Origin of the sequence: Nonomuraea glycinis, assembly GCF_014646515.1 — a bacterium.
Classification (GTDB): domain Bacteria; phylum Actinomycetota; class Actinomycetes; order Streptosporangiales; family Streptosporangiaceae; genus Nonomuraea; species Nonomuraea glycinis.
The window spans coordinates 1-17,862 of the sequence record NZ_BMNK01000027.1 but is presented as its reverse complement, the minus strand read 5'-3'; the positions used below and the strand labels follow the sequence as shown (position 1 = coordinate 17,862).

Annotated in this window: 14 protein-coding genes and 2 pseudogenes; 3 read left to right on the top strand and 13 right to left on the bottom strand. The window is 67.0% G+C overall.

Annotation, left to right across the window (positions count from 1 at the left end; genetic code table 11):
- Positions 1 to 5: 5 nt before the first annotated feature.
- Entirely contained in the window at positions 6 to 572 is a 567-nt protein-coding gene (locus IEY87_RS43525) for a hypothetical protein (protein ID WP_225277014.1), read from the top strand.
- 840 nt (positions 573 to 1,412) lie between these two features.
- Here IEY87_RS43525 and IEY87_RS43520 read toward each other — a convergent pair.
- Positions 1,413 to 2,522 (bottom strand): integrase core domain-containing protein, encoded by a 1,110-nt coding sequence (locus tag IEY87_RS43520; protein ID WP_225277015.1) that lies wholly within the window; start codon positions 2,520 to 2,522, stop codon positions 1,413 to 1,415.
- 151 nt (positions 2,523 to 2,673) lie between these two features.
- Between IEY87_RS43520 and IEY87_RS47070 the strand changes: the two genes are divergently transcribed.
- Positions 2,674 to 3,732, top strand: coding sequence for a response regulator (locus tag IEY87_RS47070; RefSeq protein WP_308112916.1), 1,059 nt, complete (start codon positions 2,674 to 2,676; stop codon positions 3,730 to 3,732).
- Positions 3,733 to 3,967: 235 nt separating this feature from the next.
- Here the strand turns inward: IEY87_RS47070 and IEY87_RS43510 are convergent, their stop codons facing one another.
- The 5 genes from IEY87_RS43510 to IEY87_RS43490 form a co-directional block, all read right to left on the bottom strand.
- Positions 3,968 to 5,179, bottom strand: coding sequence for a monooxygenase (locus IEY87_RS43510; protein WP_225277016.1), 1,212 nt, complete (start codon positions 5,177 to 5,179; stop codon positions 3,968 to 3,970).
- Between the two features lie 566 nt (positions 5,180 to 5,745).
- Positions 5,746 to 7,185: a HAMP domain-containing sensor histidine kinase gene (locus tag IEY87_RS43505; protein WP_189144764.1), complete on the bottom strand. Its 1,440-nt coding sequence runs from the start codon at positions 7,183 to 7,185 to the stop codon at positions 5,746 to 5,748.
- Complete coding sequence (locus tag IEY87_RS43500) at positions 7,182 to 7,856, bottom strand: response regulator transcription factor (RefSeq protein ID WP_189144830.1); 675 nt, start codon at positions 7,854 to 7,856, stop codon at positions 7,182 to 7,184. Before IEY87_RS43500 ends, IEY87_RS43505 begins: the two co-directional genes overlap by 4 nt.
- Before the next feature lie 129 nt (positions 7,857 to 7,985).
- Positions 7,986 to 8,225 (bottom strand): integrase core domain-containing protein, encoded by a 240-nt coding sequence (locus tag IEY87_RS47390; RefSeq protein WP_189144829.1) that lies wholly within the window; start codon positions 8,223 to 8,225, stop codon positions 7,986 to 7,988.
- Between the two features lie 630 nt (positions 8,226 to 8,855).
- Positions 8,856 to 10,079: an oxygenase MpaB family protein gene (locus IEY87_RS43490; protein ID WP_189144763.1), complete on the bottom strand. Its 1,224-nt coding sequence runs from the start codon at positions 10,077 to 10,079 to the stop codon at positions 8,856 to 8,858.
- A 317-nt stretch (positions 10,080 to 10,396) separates the two neighbouring features.
- Here IEY87_RS43490 and IEY87_RS43485 point away from each other — a divergent pair, with 317 nt between their 5' ends.
- The gene (locus tag IEY87_RS43485) at positions 10,397 to 11,044 is read left to right on the top strand and encodes a TetR/AcrR family transcriptional regulator (RefSeq protein WP_189144828.1); all 648 of its coding nucleotides are present in this window, start codon (positions 10,397 to 10,399) and stop codon (positions 11,042 to 11,044) included.
- 615 nt (positions 11,045 to 11,659) lie between these two features.
- On the opposite strand, the gene IEY87_RS43480 is transcribed toward IEY87_RS43485, so the two are convergent.
- The 7 genes and pseudogenes from IEY87_RS43480 to IEY87_RS47380 form a co-directional block, all read right to left on the bottom strand.
- Entirely contained in the window at positions 11,660 to 13,972 is a 2,313-nt protein-coding gene (locus tag IEY87_RS43480) for a molybdopterin-dependent oxidoreductase (protein ID WP_225277017.1), read from the bottom strand.
- A gap of 485 nt (positions 13,973 to 14,457) precedes the next feature.
- Complete coding sequence (locus IEY87_RS43475; protein WP_225277018.1) at positions 14,458 to 14,916, bottom strand: EF-hand domain-containing protein; 459 nt, start codon at positions 14,914 to 14,916, stop codon at positions 14,458 to 14,460.
- Between the two features lie 18 nt (positions 14,917 to 14,934).
- Positions 14,935 to 15,009: pseudogene (locus IEY87_RS47385) on the bottom strand (hypothetical protein); the annotation flags it as partial.
- A 23-nt stretch (positions 15,010 to 15,032) separates the two neighbouring features.
- Positions 15,033 to 15,313 (bottom strand): annotated as a pseudogene (locus IEY87_RS43470) (Tn3 family transposase); the annotation flags it as partial.
- A gap of 344 nt (positions 15,314 to 15,657) precedes the next feature.
- Positions 15,658 to 16,599: an SDR family oxidoreductase gene (locus IEY87_RS43465; protein ID WP_189144760.1), complete on the bottom strand. Its 942-nt coding sequence runs from the start codon at positions 16,597 to 16,599 to the stop codon at positions 15,658 to 15,660.
- A 52-nt stretch (positions 16,600 to 16,651) separates the two neighbouring features.
- Positions 16,652 to 17,332 (bottom strand): NADPH-dependent F420 reductase, encoded by a 681-nt coding sequence (locus IEY87_RS43460; protein WP_229699461.1) that lies wholly within the window; start codon positions 17,330 to 17,332, stop codon positions 16,652 to 16,654.
- 176 nt (positions 17,333 to 17,508) lie between these two features.
- Positions 17,509 to 17,673 (bottom strand): pentapeptide repeat-containing protein, encoded by a 165-nt coding sequence (locus tag IEY87_RS47380; RefSeq protein WP_189144758.1) that lies wholly within the window; start codon positions 17,671 to 17,673, stop codon positions 17,509 to 17,511.
- Between the last annotated feature and the right edge of the window lie 189 nt (positions 17,674 to 17,862).

Below are 17,862 nucleotides of genomic sequence, written 5' to 3'. Positions count from 1 at the left end.
CGGCTGTGCTTCTCCGCCTGGCCTACCTCAGCTTCACCAACACCTTCGCTGCGCTGCGATTGCTGCCCATGAGCGACCGGGATAAGGACGTGGAGATTCTCGTCCTACGTCACCAGATCACCATCCTTGAACGCCAGCTCGGCGCTGACTCCAGAGTGAGGTTCGCACCCGAGGACCGGGCCTTTGTCGCTGCGCTCCTGACCTCGCTGCCCCGCGAGGTCCTACGCCGGCTGCGGCTTCTCGTCCGTCCGGACACCGTCCTGCGCTGGCACCGTGATCTAATGAAACGACGTCATGCTCGTACCTGCAAGCCGAAGCGACGTGGGCGCCCACCCACGGTCCGCTCTATCCGTGACCTCATTTTGCGCCTGGTCCGGGAGAACACCGGCTGGGGCTATCGGCGGGTTCACGGAGAGCTCACCATGCTGGGCATCAAGGTGACACCGTCCACAGTGCGGGAGATCCTCAAGCAGGAAGGGCTCGATCCGGCGCCCGAGCGGGCCTCCACCACCTGGGCCGACTTCCTGCGCTCGCAAGCCGAGGCCCTACTGGCCTGCGATTTCCTCCCCTGAGCGGACAGCGCCAGTACATCCTGGCCGTCATCGAGCACAACACCAGGCGCATCCGGGTGCTCGGTACCACCGCGCACCCGAGCGCCGACTGGGTCACCCAGGCGCTCAGGAACCTGGTGATGGATCTGGACGATGCGAGCTGCCGGGTGCGCTATCTGGTCCGCGATCGGGATGGGAAGTTCCCCGCCCTGATGGACGAGATCCTCGCCGAGACCGGCATCGAGACCGTGATCTCCGGCATCCGGATGCCGCGGATTTCACCTGGACGGCCCCGCCCCTTGGCTCCACCCCCACTGCGATACGCAGAGGCTTCACAGCTACTAAGGCGAGTCCGCCAGCGCGCCCCGCAACACGTACTCAACTCCTCACGGGTTCACCGCTTGGAGGTCTCCATCTCGCCACCCACACACAGGCGGCACTTTCGGGACACGCCTTCACATGTTCCATACGAGAGCCCGGACCGGACTCATGCTGCCTCTACGCCGGACCCCACCTGAGCAGTAAACGGGTATCCCTCAGGCTCATCCCGGGATTTTTCGGAGACCCCGGTTTTGGATGTCATCTAATGTAATTTCGACGCTTCAGACGGCAGAGGGCTTACACCCATCGCTCATCTTCCCGGTCCACATCTGACGCAGTCACAGCCACGCCTTTTCCCACGCCGTTCAACACCACAGTCTTCAGCTAAGGCACCGGTAGGTGATTTGAAGCCACCTCCACGTAAGGCGACTCCGGAGGATCAGAACCCCTCCATCTACTCGTACAGCACCGCGATCAGCCGGTCATACTCAACCCGCCTCTCGCGTTCATGTTCACAACCGAGCATTACATCCATACAGGTCAAGCGGCATGTGAGTACTCGCGGAGGACGCCGCCGAGCTGGTCTCGTCGGCGTACGTTCAGGTTGATGATCCGCCTGGGATCCGTGATCGGGTCCGGTACGGAACGCAGCGGCGCGGCTTGGTCCAGGGCTTGATGGGCGCGGTGCTGGACGTAGAGACGTTCGTACTCGCGTAGGGCATGCCTCAGGTGGTGTTCGTTCCATACGAGGCAGCGGTCGAGGAGTTCACGGCGGCAGGACTGCACCCATCGCTCCATGATCGAGTTCATCCGCGGTATCCGGATGCCGGTGAGCACCGTCTTGATGCCGGCCTCGGCGAGGATCTCGTCTATGAGGGCGGGGAACTTTCCATCCCGATCTCGGAGCAGAAAGTGCGCCCGACAACCCGCATCGTCCAGGTCCACCACCAGGTTCCTTATCGCCTGAACGACCCACTTTGCGGTGGGGTGCGCGGTGGTGCCGAGCACACGGATGCGCCTGGTGGCGTGCTCGATGACGGCCAGGATGTACTGGCACTGGCCGTTCAGGGTGATGATCTCGATAAAGTCGCAGGTCAGCAGGGCGTCGGCTTGCGAGCGCAGGAAGTCGGCCCAGGTGGTGGATGCCCGCTCGGGCGCCGGATCAAGACGTGCTTGCTTGAGGATCTCCCCTACCGTGGAGGGTGCCACCTTGATACCCAGCGTGGTGAGCTCGCCGTGGACCCGCTGATAGCCCCAGCTCGGGTTCTCCCGAACAAGGCGCAGGATGAGAGTGCGGATGGAGCGGAGCGTGGGCGGGCGGCCGACCCGCTTCGGCCTGCAGGTACGGGCGTGACGTCGTTTCATCAGATCGCGGTGCCAGCGCAGGACGGTGTCCGGCCGGACGAGGAGCCGCAGCCGGCGCAGGACCTTGCGGGGCGGCGAGGTCAAGAGAGCGGCGAGAAAGGCCCGATCCTCGAGTGCGAATCTCACTTTGATGTCAGCGCCGAGCTGGCGTTCAAGGACGGTGATCTGGTGACGCAGGACGAGAATCTCCACGTCCTTGTCCCGATCGCCCATAGTAGCAATCGCAGCGCGGCGAAAGCGTTCGTGACGGTCAGGTACGTCAGGCGAAGAAGCACAGCGGATCATCCTGCCGTACGCGTTTCCGCCTCTGGGCGACCGGAACTCGCGTACGGCACCCGAAGCTCCCTCAGAGCCATGACCTGGGCGGATCGGCATGCGCAGAGTCGAACGTCGCCCTGGAGCACGAGATTCGAGCGCTGCGAAATCGGCTGTTGCAATGATGCGATCCGGCAGCCCCGACCGGCTGGACCTCGGCGTGCAAATGGCCGCCTTCCGCATCGTGCAGGAGGCCCTGACCAACGCCCTCAAGTACGCCGGCCCGCGCACCGCCGTCGACCTGAGCCTGGCGGCCGACTCCTGCCACGTCCACATCGTCGTGCACGACAGCGGCCCGCCCGACGCCGAACCCGCGTCGGCGGCCAACCGGGCTGAGCGCCGTTTTAACAGTCGTCTCAGGTTCGCTCGGTATGAAGTAGGCATCGCCGGGCGACGCCGGTCTCGGCCTCGTCGGCATGGCCGGACGCGCCGCGCTCTACGCCGGCACGGTCAGCGCCGGCCCAGCATCGGACGACGGCTGGACCGTCTACGCGACCCTGAAAGGCAGCCATTCATGATCTCTGTGCTCGTGGTGGACGCCCAGCCGCTGCAGCGCTTCGGGTTTCGCATGCTGCTGGAGAGTGCCCCCGACACCGAGATCGTCGGCGAGGCCGAGAACGGCGCCGAGGCCGTTCGGCGGACCACCGAGCTGCATCCCGACGTGGTGCTGATTGACATCCGCATGCCGGGCGTGGATGGGATCGAGGCCACCCGGCGCATCGTCGCCGCCGGTGGGCGTTCGCGGATCCTGGTGCTGACGACGTTCGACGTGGACCGGTACGCGCTCGCCGCGCTGCGGGCCGGGGCGAGCGGTTTCCTGCTGAAGGACATCCACCCGGAGGAGTTGCTCGCCGGCATCCGGGCCGTCGCCGCCGGGGACGCGGTGATCGCGCCGGCGCTGACTCGGCGGCTGCTCGACGCGTTCGCCGACCGGCTCAGCGATGACCTCTGCGGGCCCGTGCGGGAGGATCCCCGGCTGGACTCCCTGACCGGCCGCGAGCGCGAGATCCTCGTCGCCATCGGCCACGGCCTCACCAACGGCGAGATCGCGCAACGGTTCACGCTGTCGGAGTCGACGGTGAAGACTCACGTCGGGCGGGTCCTCGCCAAGATCGGCGCACGGGACCGGATCCAGGCCGTCATCCTCGCCTACGACCTGAGACTCACCCGGCCGATTTAGCGCTTCATATCGCGCGTCCGTCGGGGGCGCGACCGTAGTTCCCAGCCTCACCGCTCCGGGCCGATCCGCTCCGCGTGATCGACCGCTCCGCTGCCGGGTCCGCCTGCAGCCGCCCACGTCACCGCCCGTCCGACCGCCACGACGCCGCACGGGTGTGAGTTCAGTACGGACGTGTGTGAGCTCTCTGTTTTTCGGCTTGTTGACCTCAGTGTGCTCACACACGTTCGACGCTTCGTCAGGACTTGCGGGGGGAGACCGACATGATGCCCGTGCACATCTCGTCGCTGGTGCCGTCGCCCCACACCACGTAGCGCGGTGGCAGCTTGCTCAGCTGCGGCAGCAGTTTGCGCAGCCCCGCGTCGTGCGTACACGTCACCCGCAGCGTGTCCCCCGGACCGACCTCCACCGGCGACGACAGCTTCATCAGCCGCTGGTTGTCGAAGTCGAACTGCGGCACGTCCAGCACGACCTTGGCCTTCGGCGTGCCCGGGTTGAGTTCGACCTTGATGGCCCGCCCGAGCAGGTGCATGTGGCCGAAACCGGCGAACAGCGTCATCGGCGCCTCCACCTTGTGGTCGCAGGTCTGGGTGTCACCGGGCTTCGGCGCGCCGCCCTGGTTGCACTCCTCCACCTGACGGTCCGCCATCTCGCCGACATCCGGCCCGAACCGCTTCGTCACGTCCGCGATCGAGGCCGCCCGGTCACAGAGCGGACCCGACTCGTCGGCGGCGCAGGGCAGGTCGGTCGGCGCGTCGAGCGACCACGTCTCGAGTTCCCGGGTCTGCGGCGTGCCGTCCGTCAGCCGCAGCCGCACCGCCGAGCGGTCCGACCCGGCCGGCTTGCCGTCGGTCGCGAGCAGGTTGTAGTGGATCTGGAGGACGATCAGGCCGCCCGGCTCCAGCTTGAAGCCGGCGTCCTGGTCGAGCAGCGTCTCCGTGGCGCCCGGCGCCCAGGTGTCCACCCACGCCGCGTCCCCCTCTTCCACCTCGGCGCCGGCCACGCCGGTCCCGCCGAAACACTGCCAGCCGAGGCCGGGTGTCTTCGCGTCCTGCTCACGCACCGCGGCAGCGCCGCCCGGCGGCACCGCGTACACGATGGCGTGGTGCGCGATGGCGCCGTTCTCCGGCATGACCTGGGTCCCGGTCAGGAACGCCGCCTTGGTCAGGCCCGGATCGATCACCTGGCACCGGTACTCGTCCGTGCCGCCGCCCTCCGGCGGCGCGGGCGTGTAGGCCTCGGCCATCTTCAGGTTGACGAACCGCTCGCCGGCCCGCAGCGGCTGCGGTGGCGCCGATGACCCGCCCGCGTGCGCGCTGTGCGAGCCGGCCGCGGCGGGCGCCGCTCTCTTGTCGGCGTCCGACCCGCAGGCGGCGACGGCAGCGAACGCCGTCGCCAGCGCCATGGTGGCCGCCCCGAACCTCCGCAGTGGACTTTCAGGTTTCGTCATAGCCCTGAACGCTAGGCCCGATTCCGTCCCGTTTCGTCGTACTGCGGTCGTCATCTTCGGGAGGGAGGTAGTACCACGGTACTTCTCTCCGGAGCGCCGTTCGACACCCGCACGAGAATCAAGGCCCGTCGCAAGTGGGCCCGAAGTCACGCCCACGAAAGTCCGTCGGCGATGGACGGGAGCCAAACTAAGCTCAAACCGACTTCTACGCCTGCCCGACCGCGCGGGTTGACGCGCTGTTCGAGCTCACCGACGCGGTGCTCTGTACTGATGGGCCGGTACGGACCCTGGTCGGGTTGTCCTTGCCGCCCGAGCACCGGCGCGGGCACGGCGCGTCGCACGACGCTGAACAAGGGCGGCTGGTCCTGGCCGTGGACGTCAGCGCCCGGACGCCAGCGCCTGGACCACGTTCTTTTCATGGGCCCGACGGTCGCCGCCCATTGGTCCTGCGCCGTGCGGCCGGGGCTGGGGTCGGCGCACCGCGGTGTCCTGCCCCGACAGTGAGCCGCGCGGGGCCATGCCCGAGGGCCGCCGTCCCTAGTCCTGCGCCGCGCCGCCGGGGCGGGTCAGCGCGCCGCGGTGTCCTCCCCGGCGGTGAGCCGCGCGATCGGGGCGGCCGGAAGGTCGACCCGAAGCAGCGCGCCACCGCGTGGGGAGCGGGCGACGGTGGCCCGGCCGCCGTGGGCGTCGACGACCCGCTGCACGATCGACAGCCCCAGACCGGATCCCGGCAACGCCCGGGCGCTGTCGGCACGGTAGAACCGGTCGAACACCCGCGGTACGTCGGCGGCGTCGATGCCCGGCCCGGCGTCGTCGACCTCGAGCACCGCCGACGCGCCCTGGGCACGGAGCCGGACCTGGACCGGCTGGTCCGCGGGGGACCATTTGCCGGCGTTGTCGATGAGGTTGAGCACCGCCCGTTGGAGCGCAGCGGGACGCCCGCTCACCCACACGGAGGTCACGTCGAGCGCGACCTCGATGTCGGGCACGCGGGAACGCGCCTGGGTCGCGGCGGCCACCACCACGTCGGCGAGGTCGAGCCGTTCGGTGCTCTCGTCGCTGACGTCACCGCGCGCCAGGTCGGTCAGCTCGGCGACAAGGGTGCTCAACTCGGCCACCTGGGCGCCGAGGTCGTTGAGCAGCCGGGTCCGGCTCTCCGCCGGCAATGCGCTGTCCAGGGTGCCGCGCCGATCGAGCCGGATCAGCAGCTCGATATTGAGGCGCAGGCTGGTGAGCGGGGTCTTGAGCTCGTGGGCGGCGTCCTCGGCGAGCAGCTGCTGGGCCCGCCGGGAGTCCCGGAGCGCGGCGAGCATGTCGTTGATCGACTGGATCAGCCGCCGGATCTCCCCACCGCCCTCATCCGGGATGTCGGCGTCGAGATTCCGGGTGCGCGCGACACGGACCGCGGCGGCGGTCAGCCGGTCGATCGGTGCCAGCCCGGTCCGCGCCACGGCCCGCCCGACAAGGGCGCCGCTGACCACGCAGAGCAGCCCGATCAGCAGCATGCCCAACCCGAACCGGTTGATCGAGCTGTCGTCGGCGACGCGGGCCGCCTGGACCGCGCCGTCGCCCGCCCGCAGCGTGTAGATGAGGTAGCCGTCGTCGTCGCTGTCGCCCGACTCCATCAGGTCGGCCGACGCGCCCCGCGCCACGCGCCCGGCGTGCTCACTGACCGGGGGCAGCGCGGGTTGGCCGGCCGGCGTCCGGATCGAGCCGTCGGGCAGGATGACCCGCACCAGCCGACCGGATCCGGGGTACGGCGGTAGCTGGACCTGCGCCAGACCGGCGCGCTCCGCGTTCGTCGCCAGGACGCGGGAGTCGGCGCGTAGCTGATCCTCCGCGGTGTCCTGCAGCTCCCCGTCCAGTAGCTCGCTGGCCACCTGGAAGGCCATGAACACGCTGACCGCGATGGCCGTCGCCGCGATCACCGTCAGCCTGGTGCGCAGGGACTTCCGGCGCCACCAACGGGTCAGCCGGCGCGAGCCCCGGCCGGCGGGCCTGCTCACGGAGGAGTCTCCCGCAACGTGTACCCAAAGCCGCGCAGCGTGTATATCAATCGCGGCTCACCCTCGGCCTCCATCTTGCGGCGCAGGTAGCTCACGTACACCTGGAGGTTGTTGGAGGTGACGCTCATGTCGAAGCCCCAGATCGCCTCGAACAGCGCATCTCGGGTCAATACCCGGGTCGCGTTGCGCACGAGGATCTCCAACAGGGAGAACTCGGTCCGGGTCAGGCGGAGCGGCCGCCCGCCCCGCCACGCCTCGAACCTGTCGGGATCGACCCGGACGTTGGCGAACGTCAGGATCTGCGACTCATCGTCGCCCGGCGCGCGGCGGCGCAGCAGGGCCCGGACCCGGGCCAGCAACTCCTCCGTGGCGAACGGCTTGGGCAGATAGTCGTCGGCGCCCGCGTCCAGCCCCGCGACCCGGTCGGAGACCTGATCCCGGGCGGTCAGCATCAGCACCGGCAGGTCCCGACCCGCCGCCCGCAACCGCCGGCAGGTCTCCAACCCGCCGAGGCGGGGCATCATCACGTCGAGGATCAGCAGATCCGGCGCGTCGCCACCGACCCCGTCGAGCACAGCGAGACCGTTGGCGACGGTGCTGGTGTCGTAACCCTCGACCTGGAGCACCCGCTCCAGCGACTCACGGATGGCCGCCTCGTCATCCGCGATCATGATCCGCACGCCGGCCCGCCCCCTTCCAGTCGATGCTTTTGCCGCTCATTGTCCCCGATCAACCTGAGGCCAGGATTAGAGCGTCGCCGCTGTGGTACCTGTCCATCCCCTGAAAGCGTGGAGACTCGGTTATGCGGCGATGGTCTCCTGGGACCTCGCCTTGGTGGCTGTTCGTGCGGTCATGATCTGCTGCTCGTAGACAATCGGGGGTAGGCCGTCGGCGGCGCTATGCCGGCGGCGAGTGTTGTAGAAGTCGGCGATCCAGGTGGCGATCTTCAGACGGGCTTCGGCCCGCGTCGCGAAGTGGTGCTGGTGGACGTATTCGACCTTGAGAGTGGAGTTGAACGATTCAGCGGCGGCGTTGTCCAGCGCTTAACCGGCCACCAACGCGCCGGCACCTTCACCGCATTGCGGTCCCTGTTTCAGTTGGCTAGGCGCCACCGCCTGATCTTCGCCGACCCAACCCGCCGCCGGAGCGTCGGCCGAGCGCCAGCGCGCGTGTTGCAGCCCATGACGGACTCGGAGATCGCCAAAGTCAAGCAGGCAGCGGTGACGCCAGAACAGCGACTGGTCGTCGCCTTGGCCGCCGTCTACGCCATGCGCGCTAGTGCCATTCGCCATCTGACCCTTGACGACATCGACCTGCCCAGGCGGCAGATCCGGCTCAGCGGTCATCACTAGAAGCTGTCCGAGTTCGCGCACCGCGCCCTCGTCGACTGGCTGCATGATCGTCAACGCAAGTGGCCGCATACGCCCAACCGCCATGTTCTGATCTCGTGGAAGTCCGCTGCCGGTACTGAGCCCGTTAGCGACTACTACCTGACCTGGCGCCTGCTGCTTCTCGGCATCCAGCTTGAGCAGATACGCGGTGACCGTGTCCTCCAGGAAGCACTCGTGGTCAACGCGGATCCGTTGCACCTGGAGCTGGTCTTCAACCTCAGTTCGCAGACCGCCATCGAGTACGCGGACATCGCCCGAAGCGACACCCCTGGACCGTGATCAGCCGGGCCGGTTGCCGGTCGGAATCACGATCTTTGTTTGCGCCCCCCTGGTTAGGTAGTACGTGGTCCACTTTTTGATCATTTCGTCGAGGAGCCAGGCGGTGGCGGGCACCAACGGCAGGCCGATCAGACCCTCCCGGAACCGCACCAGCAGCGGCCAGGCCGCTTTGACCACCGGGTCCAGCAGCGGCTGACGTGGGATGCCGTTCCAGTCGGCCACCTGGTTGCCGGTGAGGTACCTGGAGAACGCGTTGACGAGCGGCTTGTCGATGCTGCCGGGGCTGGTCAGCTCCGCGAGCATGTTCCGCAGGATGGCGTTCAGTTCCACGCCCTCCGAGGTCGGCCCCATGTTCCTGGGCAGGACTATGTCCGACTGGGCGTAGGACGAGTCCCAGGTGGCGGGCAGGAATTCGTCCCTGATGCCGAGCATGTGCCCCATCACCTGCAACGACTGCAGGTAGCCCGTGGACTCGGCGGAGGAGATGCGCACGTTCCATTCACGCATCCCGCGCATGGAATAGGTCGCCAGGGTGTGCCACGTGACGAGCATGTCCTCCTGGCTGATCGGGATGGGGCCGGACCAGTGGGGAGACGACTGCAGCAGGTGCCGCACCGCTGCGTGCACCAGCCGGGTCTTCACGGCCTCGACCACGGCCGTGCCGCCGGCCGACCAGGCATTCTGCGGCCTGACCGCGTACGCCAGGATGTTCGTCTTGGCGACCCGGTCTTTCAGATCCGCACCGCCCGCGGAGTAGTAGACCGAGCGGGCCTCCTTGGGGATGGCGGTGGCCAGCATGCCGGCGCCGACAATGGTGAGGACGACGATGTAGTTGCCTTTGAGCACATGGAACCGGGCCCCGGCGTTCAACTTGGCGGGGTCGACCCATGACGGCAGCTGACGCGCCTGCTCGATGAAGGCCCGCAGGTCTTCCGGCAGTCCCGCGGGCAGGGGCTGGTCGTTGCGGTTCCAGTCGTACAGCAGCCGGTTGACCTCGGGTATGAGACCGCGGTCGAACAGTGAGGCGAGGAGCGGATCGGCCACGTCATCCCACACCCATCGGGGATCGGCGCCACTGCCGGAGCCCGCGACTGAACCGCTGGCCGGCCAGGTCCAGCCGTCGGACTGGGAGGCCGCCTGGGCCGGAGAGGCCATCCCTAAGGCGCCGAGCGCTCCCAGGGTGGTACCTGAGATCAGCATGTCGCGCCTGCTCAAGTCTGCCATGCCTGTACTCCTTCGAGGTGGGGGTCTCGCTCAGGGCATGTGGTTGGTTGCGAAGTCTTGGCCGGCTCGCTGGGGACCCACGGAACATGAAGCACGTGTACGCGCCCTTGCCGGACCCACGCCCGCCTTTGACGCGTCGCGCCTGCTGAGTTCTCCCATGCCGTTTCCTCCTCGCCCGAGGCTGAGAAGTGGGTGATACTTAGAGACAGATCATGATTCTCTGTATCAGAAAATCACAGTGTGACAGGCATCACAAGGCCGCGTTTGAGGCAGAATCCATACAGGAGGTGAGCGTGGAGTCTGTGCTGTCCGAATTCATGGCACCGTCGGACTCGGAGTCGTTGCTGGAGCGCGCCTACGTCGATGCCGTCGAGCGCGTGGACGACATCGACGAGCTACGGACGCGCATCCTTGATGCGGCGTACGAGCAGTTCTGCCGGATGGGTATCAGGCGCTCCACCATGGAGGACGTCGCCCGGCTGGCGAAGGTGTCGCGGATCACGATCTACCGGCGGTTCGACGCCAAGGACATGCTGGTCGAACACGTGGTGCGCCGGGAGTTCCGCCGCTACTTCGACCAGTTCCTCATCGACATAGAACAAGCCGACACCGCCGCCGACAGGGTGGTTCTGGGCTTCGTAAGCTCACTGCGGGCAATTCGCGGCAACCCACTGATCGGCGGACTCATCGCCACGGAACCGGACCTGCTCATACCTTCCATGATGGCTGGCGGGGGCCAGACCCTCGCCACCGTGCAGAAGTTCGTCGCCGGCCAGCTCCGCCGCGAACAACGCGCGGGCAACGTGTCTGGCAGGCTGGACGTCGACCTCGTGGCCGAGATGATGGTGCGGATCTCCACCTCCTTCCTGGCGATCCCCAGCGCGATCATCGATCTGGATGACGACACGCAACTGACCGCAGTGGCCCGGCGGTTCCTCGTGCCCATGCTGGAACCACCCGCCTGATCCTCGGCCTCGCGCCAGGGTCCCGAGGCGCCATGCGAGCCGCCGAGTTCACCGCAACCCCCTCGGCACGTAAACGCGAAACCGCCCCTAATCTGGACCTTATCGGCAGGGCTACTTCCTGATTCAGGTGCGGAGTCAGATGACCCAGGGCAGTCAGGGTGGCGGCGCCCAGGAAAATGTGGGCGCGTTTGATGTCCTATGGGGTCAAGCGGCTGTTGGAGTGACTTGTGACGGCGGCGGGTTTTGCCGTCGGCGATGCGTCGTTCAACGTACTCACAGGTTCTCTGATCCCAGCGCAGCCGTGCCAGGACGATGGCGTGCGAAGGCGGAGTCGGCTTTGCGCCTGCCGGAAACTGCACCCATGCACGTCAAGCATGCTGCACATCGCATCCGAAATCGACTGCAATTCCTGGCTCGCGAACGCGAACTCGCCAGCCGATGGCTATTCCATGGCTACTCGGACGTACTTGATCTGCCGTGAAACTCGAGCCTCGTCACAAAAGCCCTGCCCACACGATCCCTGTCAAAGATAAGGGACAAATCGCACATAAGTGCGCCGGTCAAGAACGCATCGTTGCTCGGTGGTTGCTCCCGTGTTCGCGATACAGCTGTGTGTCACTGTTCGAGGCTGGGTGGTGAGTAGGCGAGCACGTCGGGCACGGGGGCGTCATAGCGCTCGATGTCGACCAGCGCACTGTGAGCACTCGGTCCTTGTGACAGGCGCGAGCAGGGCCGGTCCGCCGTGAGAACGTTCGGGTTGCTGTGACGATCCAGCGTTCCGCTCGTGCCTGGCTGGACCGGATCCCACCACGCCCCGGTGGACAGTTGGACGACGCCCGGCATGACGTCGTCGGAGAGGACCGCGCCCGCGAGGCAACTCCCCCGGTCGTTGTAGATACGCACGATCACGCCGCTCTCGATGCCGCGTGACGCGGCGTCCGACGGATTGATCGTCACGGGCTCACGGCCGCGGATTTTCGAACTGAGGCTGTGGCCGCCGTTGTCGTATTGGCTGTGCAGGCGCGAGGCGGGTTGATTCGAGATCAGGTGCAGCGGGAATCGGCCCGACAGATCGGCGCGAAGCCATTCCACTGGTTCGAACCACTTGGGATGGCCGGCGCAGTCGTCGTAGCCGAATGAGTCGATCTCCTCGGAGAAGATCTCGATTCGGCCCGACGGTGTCAGCAGGGGGTATCGCTGCGGATCTGAGCGGAGGGCTTCGAAACTGCCGGGAAACGGTCCGGTCAGCGCGGGTAGCTCTGCGGTGGTGTCTCTCCAGAAGTCCTCGAAGCCCGGCAAGGCGGCGTCGCCGCCGAGCTTGGCCCTCGTCTGCTCGTAAAGATGCCGGACCCATTCGATCTCCGAGCGTGCTTCTGTGAACTCCTGCTCGTATCCGAGCCGGGAGGCCAAAGCGGCGAAGATCTGGTGGTCGGTACGCGACTCGCCCGCCGGCTCGCGGACTTTCGGCATCGCGACAAGGTGGGGGTCTGAAAATCCGGCGGCGAAGTCGTCGCGTTCCAAGGTGGTGGCGACAGGCAGAACGATGTCGGCGAACTTGGCGGTGGTGTTCCACCAGGCTTCGTGAACGACCACCGTGTCGGGGGCTTGCCAGGCGCGGGTCAGCCGGTGGAGGTCTTGGTGGTGGTGGAACGGGTTCCCTCCGCACCAGTAGATCAGGCGAAGGTCGGGCAACGTCAGGCGTTGGCCGTCGTAGTCGATGATCTCACCTGGGTGCAGCAGGGTATCGGCGATCCTCGCCACAGGGATGAAGCCCGGAACGGGGTTGGGAACCTCGGGTATCGTCGCCACGAAGGCGCGGCCTGGGGCGACGCCGGTCGCGTCCATCGTCGCGTAACCTGCACCCCAGCCGCAGCCGGCCCGGCCCATCGAGCCCGCCATGGCGGCCAGCACGACGGACATCCAGATCGGCTGTTCGCCGTGGTCTGCCCGTTGCACCGCGTAGTTGACCATGATGAGAGAACGTTGGGTGGTAAGGCGGCGAGCGAGGTCGGTGATCGCGTCGCGACCGATGCCCGTGATCTTCGCCGCCCAGGCGGCGTCCTTCCGAACGCCGTCGAGCTCGCCGAGCAGGTAGGAGGCGAAGCGGTCGAACCCGACGCAGCACCGGCGAAGGAAGTCCTCATCGTGCCACCCGTTGACCAGCATCGTGTGGGCGACGCCAAGCATCGCGGCGGTGTCGGTGTTGGGGATGACGGGCAGCCACTCGGCGTCGAGGAAGTCGGCGGTGTCGCTGCGGATGGGGCTGATGTTCACGAACCGCACCCCAGCCTCACGACACCGGCGTTGCAGGTTCAGCGTCTGGTGCCTGGCCAGCCCACCAGGGTTGATCTGGCTGTTCTTCAGGGCCAGCCCTCCGAACGCCACCACCAGCTCGCAGTTGTCGGCTATCTCGTCCCACATCGGCATCCGGGACTGGTAGCTCCATGGATGGCCACCGATCACATGGGGGAGGATGACCTCCAAAGCCGCGGTGCTGTAGGTGTTGCGAGAGTCGGTGTATCCGCCGCCCAGCGCCAGGAACCGGTGCAGTTGACCCTGCGCGTGGTGGAACCTGCCCGCGCTCGCCCAGCCGTAGGATCCACCGAACACCGCGCTGTCTCCGTGCTGAGAACGAACGCGACGGAGTTCATCACTCACCAAAGTGATCGCGTGGTCCCAGCTCACCTCCACGAAGGCGTCCCTGCCTCTGGCCGTGTCATGGCCGCGCGGCTCGCCGTTCAGCCAGCCCTTGCGCACCGCGGGGCGTAGCACGCGAGCGCTGTCGTCGGCGGCCGCCACCATTCCGGGGCCGATAGGCGATGGACTGGGATCATCGTACCTCGGCTCGATACGCACCAACCGGCCGGAATCGACTACGGCGATGTAACTGCCCCAGTGCGTCGCAACCGACATGCGCCGTTCCACCATGCATCAACTCCGTCTCCGACGCTTTCCGCTGATCGCAGACAGCGGTTGCCTACGTTGCGGTGAGGTGCTGCGAAGAGGCCCGGTCACTCACGCTGCCGTGATGCGCGAGGAAAGATCATGATTGGCTGTTGGAGGGCTTGTGAAGTAGATACCGGAATCCTGAATACACCCTGTCTTCGCACTGTACGCGCGTGAAGTCGACGCTTAAAGAGCGCTCCCACAGCACCGTCTATCGGCGGATAGCCCCTTCACGCACAGGTAGAGGCCAGGGCTCCCGAATGACTTCGAGCTCGGGCCATGACCTTGCCGGCGTTCCGCGTCCTTGTCCGGCGTGCTCTTGAAGCCCCGCACCGCTGCGCCGCGCATCACGCACAGGCGGCAGGGGATGTGCGGCTCGTTCGGGCCGCACATCCCTCCCCGCCGAATCGCAGCTCTTTGGCGCGATCGTGAACCAGCACCCCTGCCGGTGTGGCGGGCGCGTGCTGTCACTCGGCGAGCCTGCCGAACAGGTGGTTGGCGGGGGCATCGGGGTCCTCGCCGTAGAAGAACTCCGCGACCGCCTTGTGGAACTCGGCGCGGTCCAACCTGCCCGAGCCATCCAGGTCAAGCGCGGCGAAGACCGCTGCGCAGTCCTCGCTGGGAACGTCGGCGACCGACTCAAAGATCTGCCGGAACTCCACCTGGTCGATCTTGCCGTCCGCATCGAGATCACTGAGGTCGAGAAAGCAGTCGGTCACCGGCTCGATCTGCTGTGGGTACAGCGCGGGATCGGTCAGGACCCGCCGGAACCCTTCGGTCATCTCCCGCAGATCGACCTTCCCGTCGCCATCCTGATCCATCGGCGCGATCACATTCGACCAGAACGCGTCCATCCCCTCGGTGAGCCGATGGGCGGTCGCGGCGTCCGCTGCGGCGCCACGAGCGGCGATGTAACGCTCGCTCATCAGCCGGACGTCCCGCTGAGTGATGAATCCGTCCCCGTCGACGTCAGCGCCCCGGAACCACTGCCGGTATTTGAGGTCTTGAAGCACAGCCATGGAAACGCAAAGTATCTATTCCATCACCTTAAGTCAACATCGCGTCGCGGCGTCGGCAGCCTGGTGAGGTCAAGGCGCCGATCGGTGCGCAGCTGGATCTGCCCGTACGGGGTCATGTCCTCCACCATGTTCAGCCCGGATTCGGTTTCCCGTTGAAGATCGCGATCGCGAAGCCAGCGGGCGAGGAAGACGGTGCGCTGGGCGCGGCCGACCTTAAGCATCGCGGCGTAGGCCAGGTGGTGGTCTTGGATGCGAACCGGCGCAGCAGGGCTTCGGTGGACGCGGTCCGCAGCCGGATCGCGGAGGTCAGGTGCCAGCCGCTGCTGACCTACTCGACCACGGCCGCAGCGGCAATGTCAGCTCAGATCCCTGAGTTGCCCACTAGAAGATCAAGTCAGAACACCTCTGCAGGCTGGCCGGTCAGTTACGGCAGTTGTAGATCGGGATCTTTGGGGGCTGTGATCCGGGGGGCGCCTGTGGGCAGGGAACGGCCATCGGCATCATGACCGTTTGTGACGACGAACATAGACACGGTGGCCGCAGAGGTCACGGCGCGATGGTGCTGCTGCCGATGAATCCCACAGTCGTCATATTCTGAGCCGCCCTCCTTGTCATGTGCCGGACTCGTTGAGACTCGGGTCCTTGCCGTCAGCTGGCGGGGAAGTAGTGGCCGTTGTCGAGATCGGCGAGCAGTGAGGGCTGAGCGGGTTCCCAGCCGAGGGTCCGGCGGGTGACGAGGTTGGACGCCGGGTAGCTCTGCGTGACAATGTTGGCGAGGAACCCGAAGTATCCCGGCAGCACCAGTTCGTCCACGGGAACGCTCACGGCGGGCAGGCCCAGACGGCTGCCGATGGCCTCGGCGATCTCCCGGAACGGGATGCCCCCGTCGTCGACCGCGTGCCAGTATTTGCCGGCCGGGCCCTTCTCCAGCGCCAGGCGGAACAAAGAGGCGACATCGCGGATGTGCACGGCGTTCCACAGGTTCGCGCCGTCTCCGGGGTAGCCGACGAAGCCCTTCTCCTTCGCGAGCGCGATCAGCTGCACGAGGAAACCGGCACGATCGGTCGTGCTGTGGGCGATGTTGGCGATCCGCACGACCGAAGACCGCACTCCCCGCTCGGCGAGGCCGACTACGGCGGTTTCCACGACGTTACGAGCCCGCAGGGTGCCCTTGTGCTCATCGCCACTGGGAAGGGCCGGGTCCTCCTCGGTGGCCGTCCGGCCCAGGAATCCCTGCCCGGGCGAGCCGATGCTCCCCGCCGCGACCAGCGGCTTTCCGGTTCCCGCCAGTGCCTCGCCGTAGGCGAGCATGATCGGGAGCTCGGCGGCGGCCACGGCGTGGATCCCGCCGGAGAAAAGCAGGTCTTGCCTGTGTGCGACGTGGATGACGCCGTCTGAGTCCGCGGCCGCTTCCTTGAGCCCGTCGAGATCCCCGAGGTCGCCGCGACGCACCTTCGCGCCGAGCGCGGACAGCGCCGCCGCGGCAGTGTCCGACCGGGCCAGGCCGGTGACCTCGTGCCCGGCCGCGATGAGCTCGGGGACGATGTACGAACCGGAATGGCCGGTCCCGCCAGTGACGAAAACGCGCATTCTGCTGTTCCTTATGAGTGAGGTGGCGCGAGAATTCGTGGTGCTGATGTGCTCAGCTGAGATTGCTGATGCCGAGGGCGAAGTTGAAGTCGCCTACGCCGTGGCGGGCCAGGTTGATCATTAGCAGGCCGGCCCCTTCCAGCCAGTGCGCCATCTCCAGGCCTCCGGCATCCAGGGGGCGCAGTCCGAGGCTTTGGATGAACGCCGATACGTCGGCCTTGGCCCGCGCGTCGTCGCCGGCGAAGAGCACGTCCAATGGGCGGCCCGGGGTCAGGACGTGGCCGAAGACGGTGTTGAACGCCTTCACGACGTGCGCGCTCGCCGGGGCGGCCTTGGCGATCTCCTGCGCGGCCGAAGTGCCGTCAGGGGTGGTCAGCCCGCTGGCGTCGGCTTTCATGGGGTTGGTGATGTCGATGATGACCTTGCCGGCTAGCGCGTCCCCGTACTGGGCGACGACCGGCACGGCGCTGGCGTTCGGCACGGCGAGGATGACGATGTCGCCGGCTGGGGCGGTGCGGAATGTCCCGGCCGTGGCGCCGCCGCCGAGCGCGGCGGCCAGGTCCTTGGCCTTGGCCGCGTCGCGACCGACGACCTCGACGGCGTGGCCGCCCTCGACCGCGCGGGCGCCAATGGCGCGGCCCATACCCCCCAGGCCGATGATGCTGATGCTGCTCATGGGTGTGCCTGCTTTCTGAAGCTGGATAGGACGCCATGCCCACTCGTCGTTGTCCACGGCTGTGTCATCGACGCCCCCCATTTGGTTAACGTGGGAACCAGAAGGTACGCCGCGCTTGGTTACCATGTCAACCAGACGGTGAAGTGACGTGCGCGACCGAGCCGCGGTGGTTGGACGAGCGAGAACAGCAGGCCCGGGCGGTAGTCGCCATCACCCCCGGCGCAGCGACCTGATCAAGTTGGTGAGCGCAGTCGTGCGAATCTCATGTTCGCGTGTGTCAGCGTCGCGTTGGTGAGATCCGCGCGGGTGAGCGTCGTCCAGTCCAGCCCCGTAGTGGGTCGTGCATCGCGAACAGCCGTGCCGGCGCCCGCGGGATTCTGTAGGCGGCGGCCTAACACGCACGCAGTGCGTGAGCGATGAGGTCCGGGATCGGGTATCAGGGCTTGTGTTCCAGCGCCGCCAGCCGTTCGGCGACTTTGTCGCCGAGGGTGACGAGCATCGCCATCTCTGCTGCCGTGAGGTGATCGATGAACACGTCGCGGACGTCGGCCACGTGCTGCGGAGCCGCGACCTTGATCAGGTCGCCG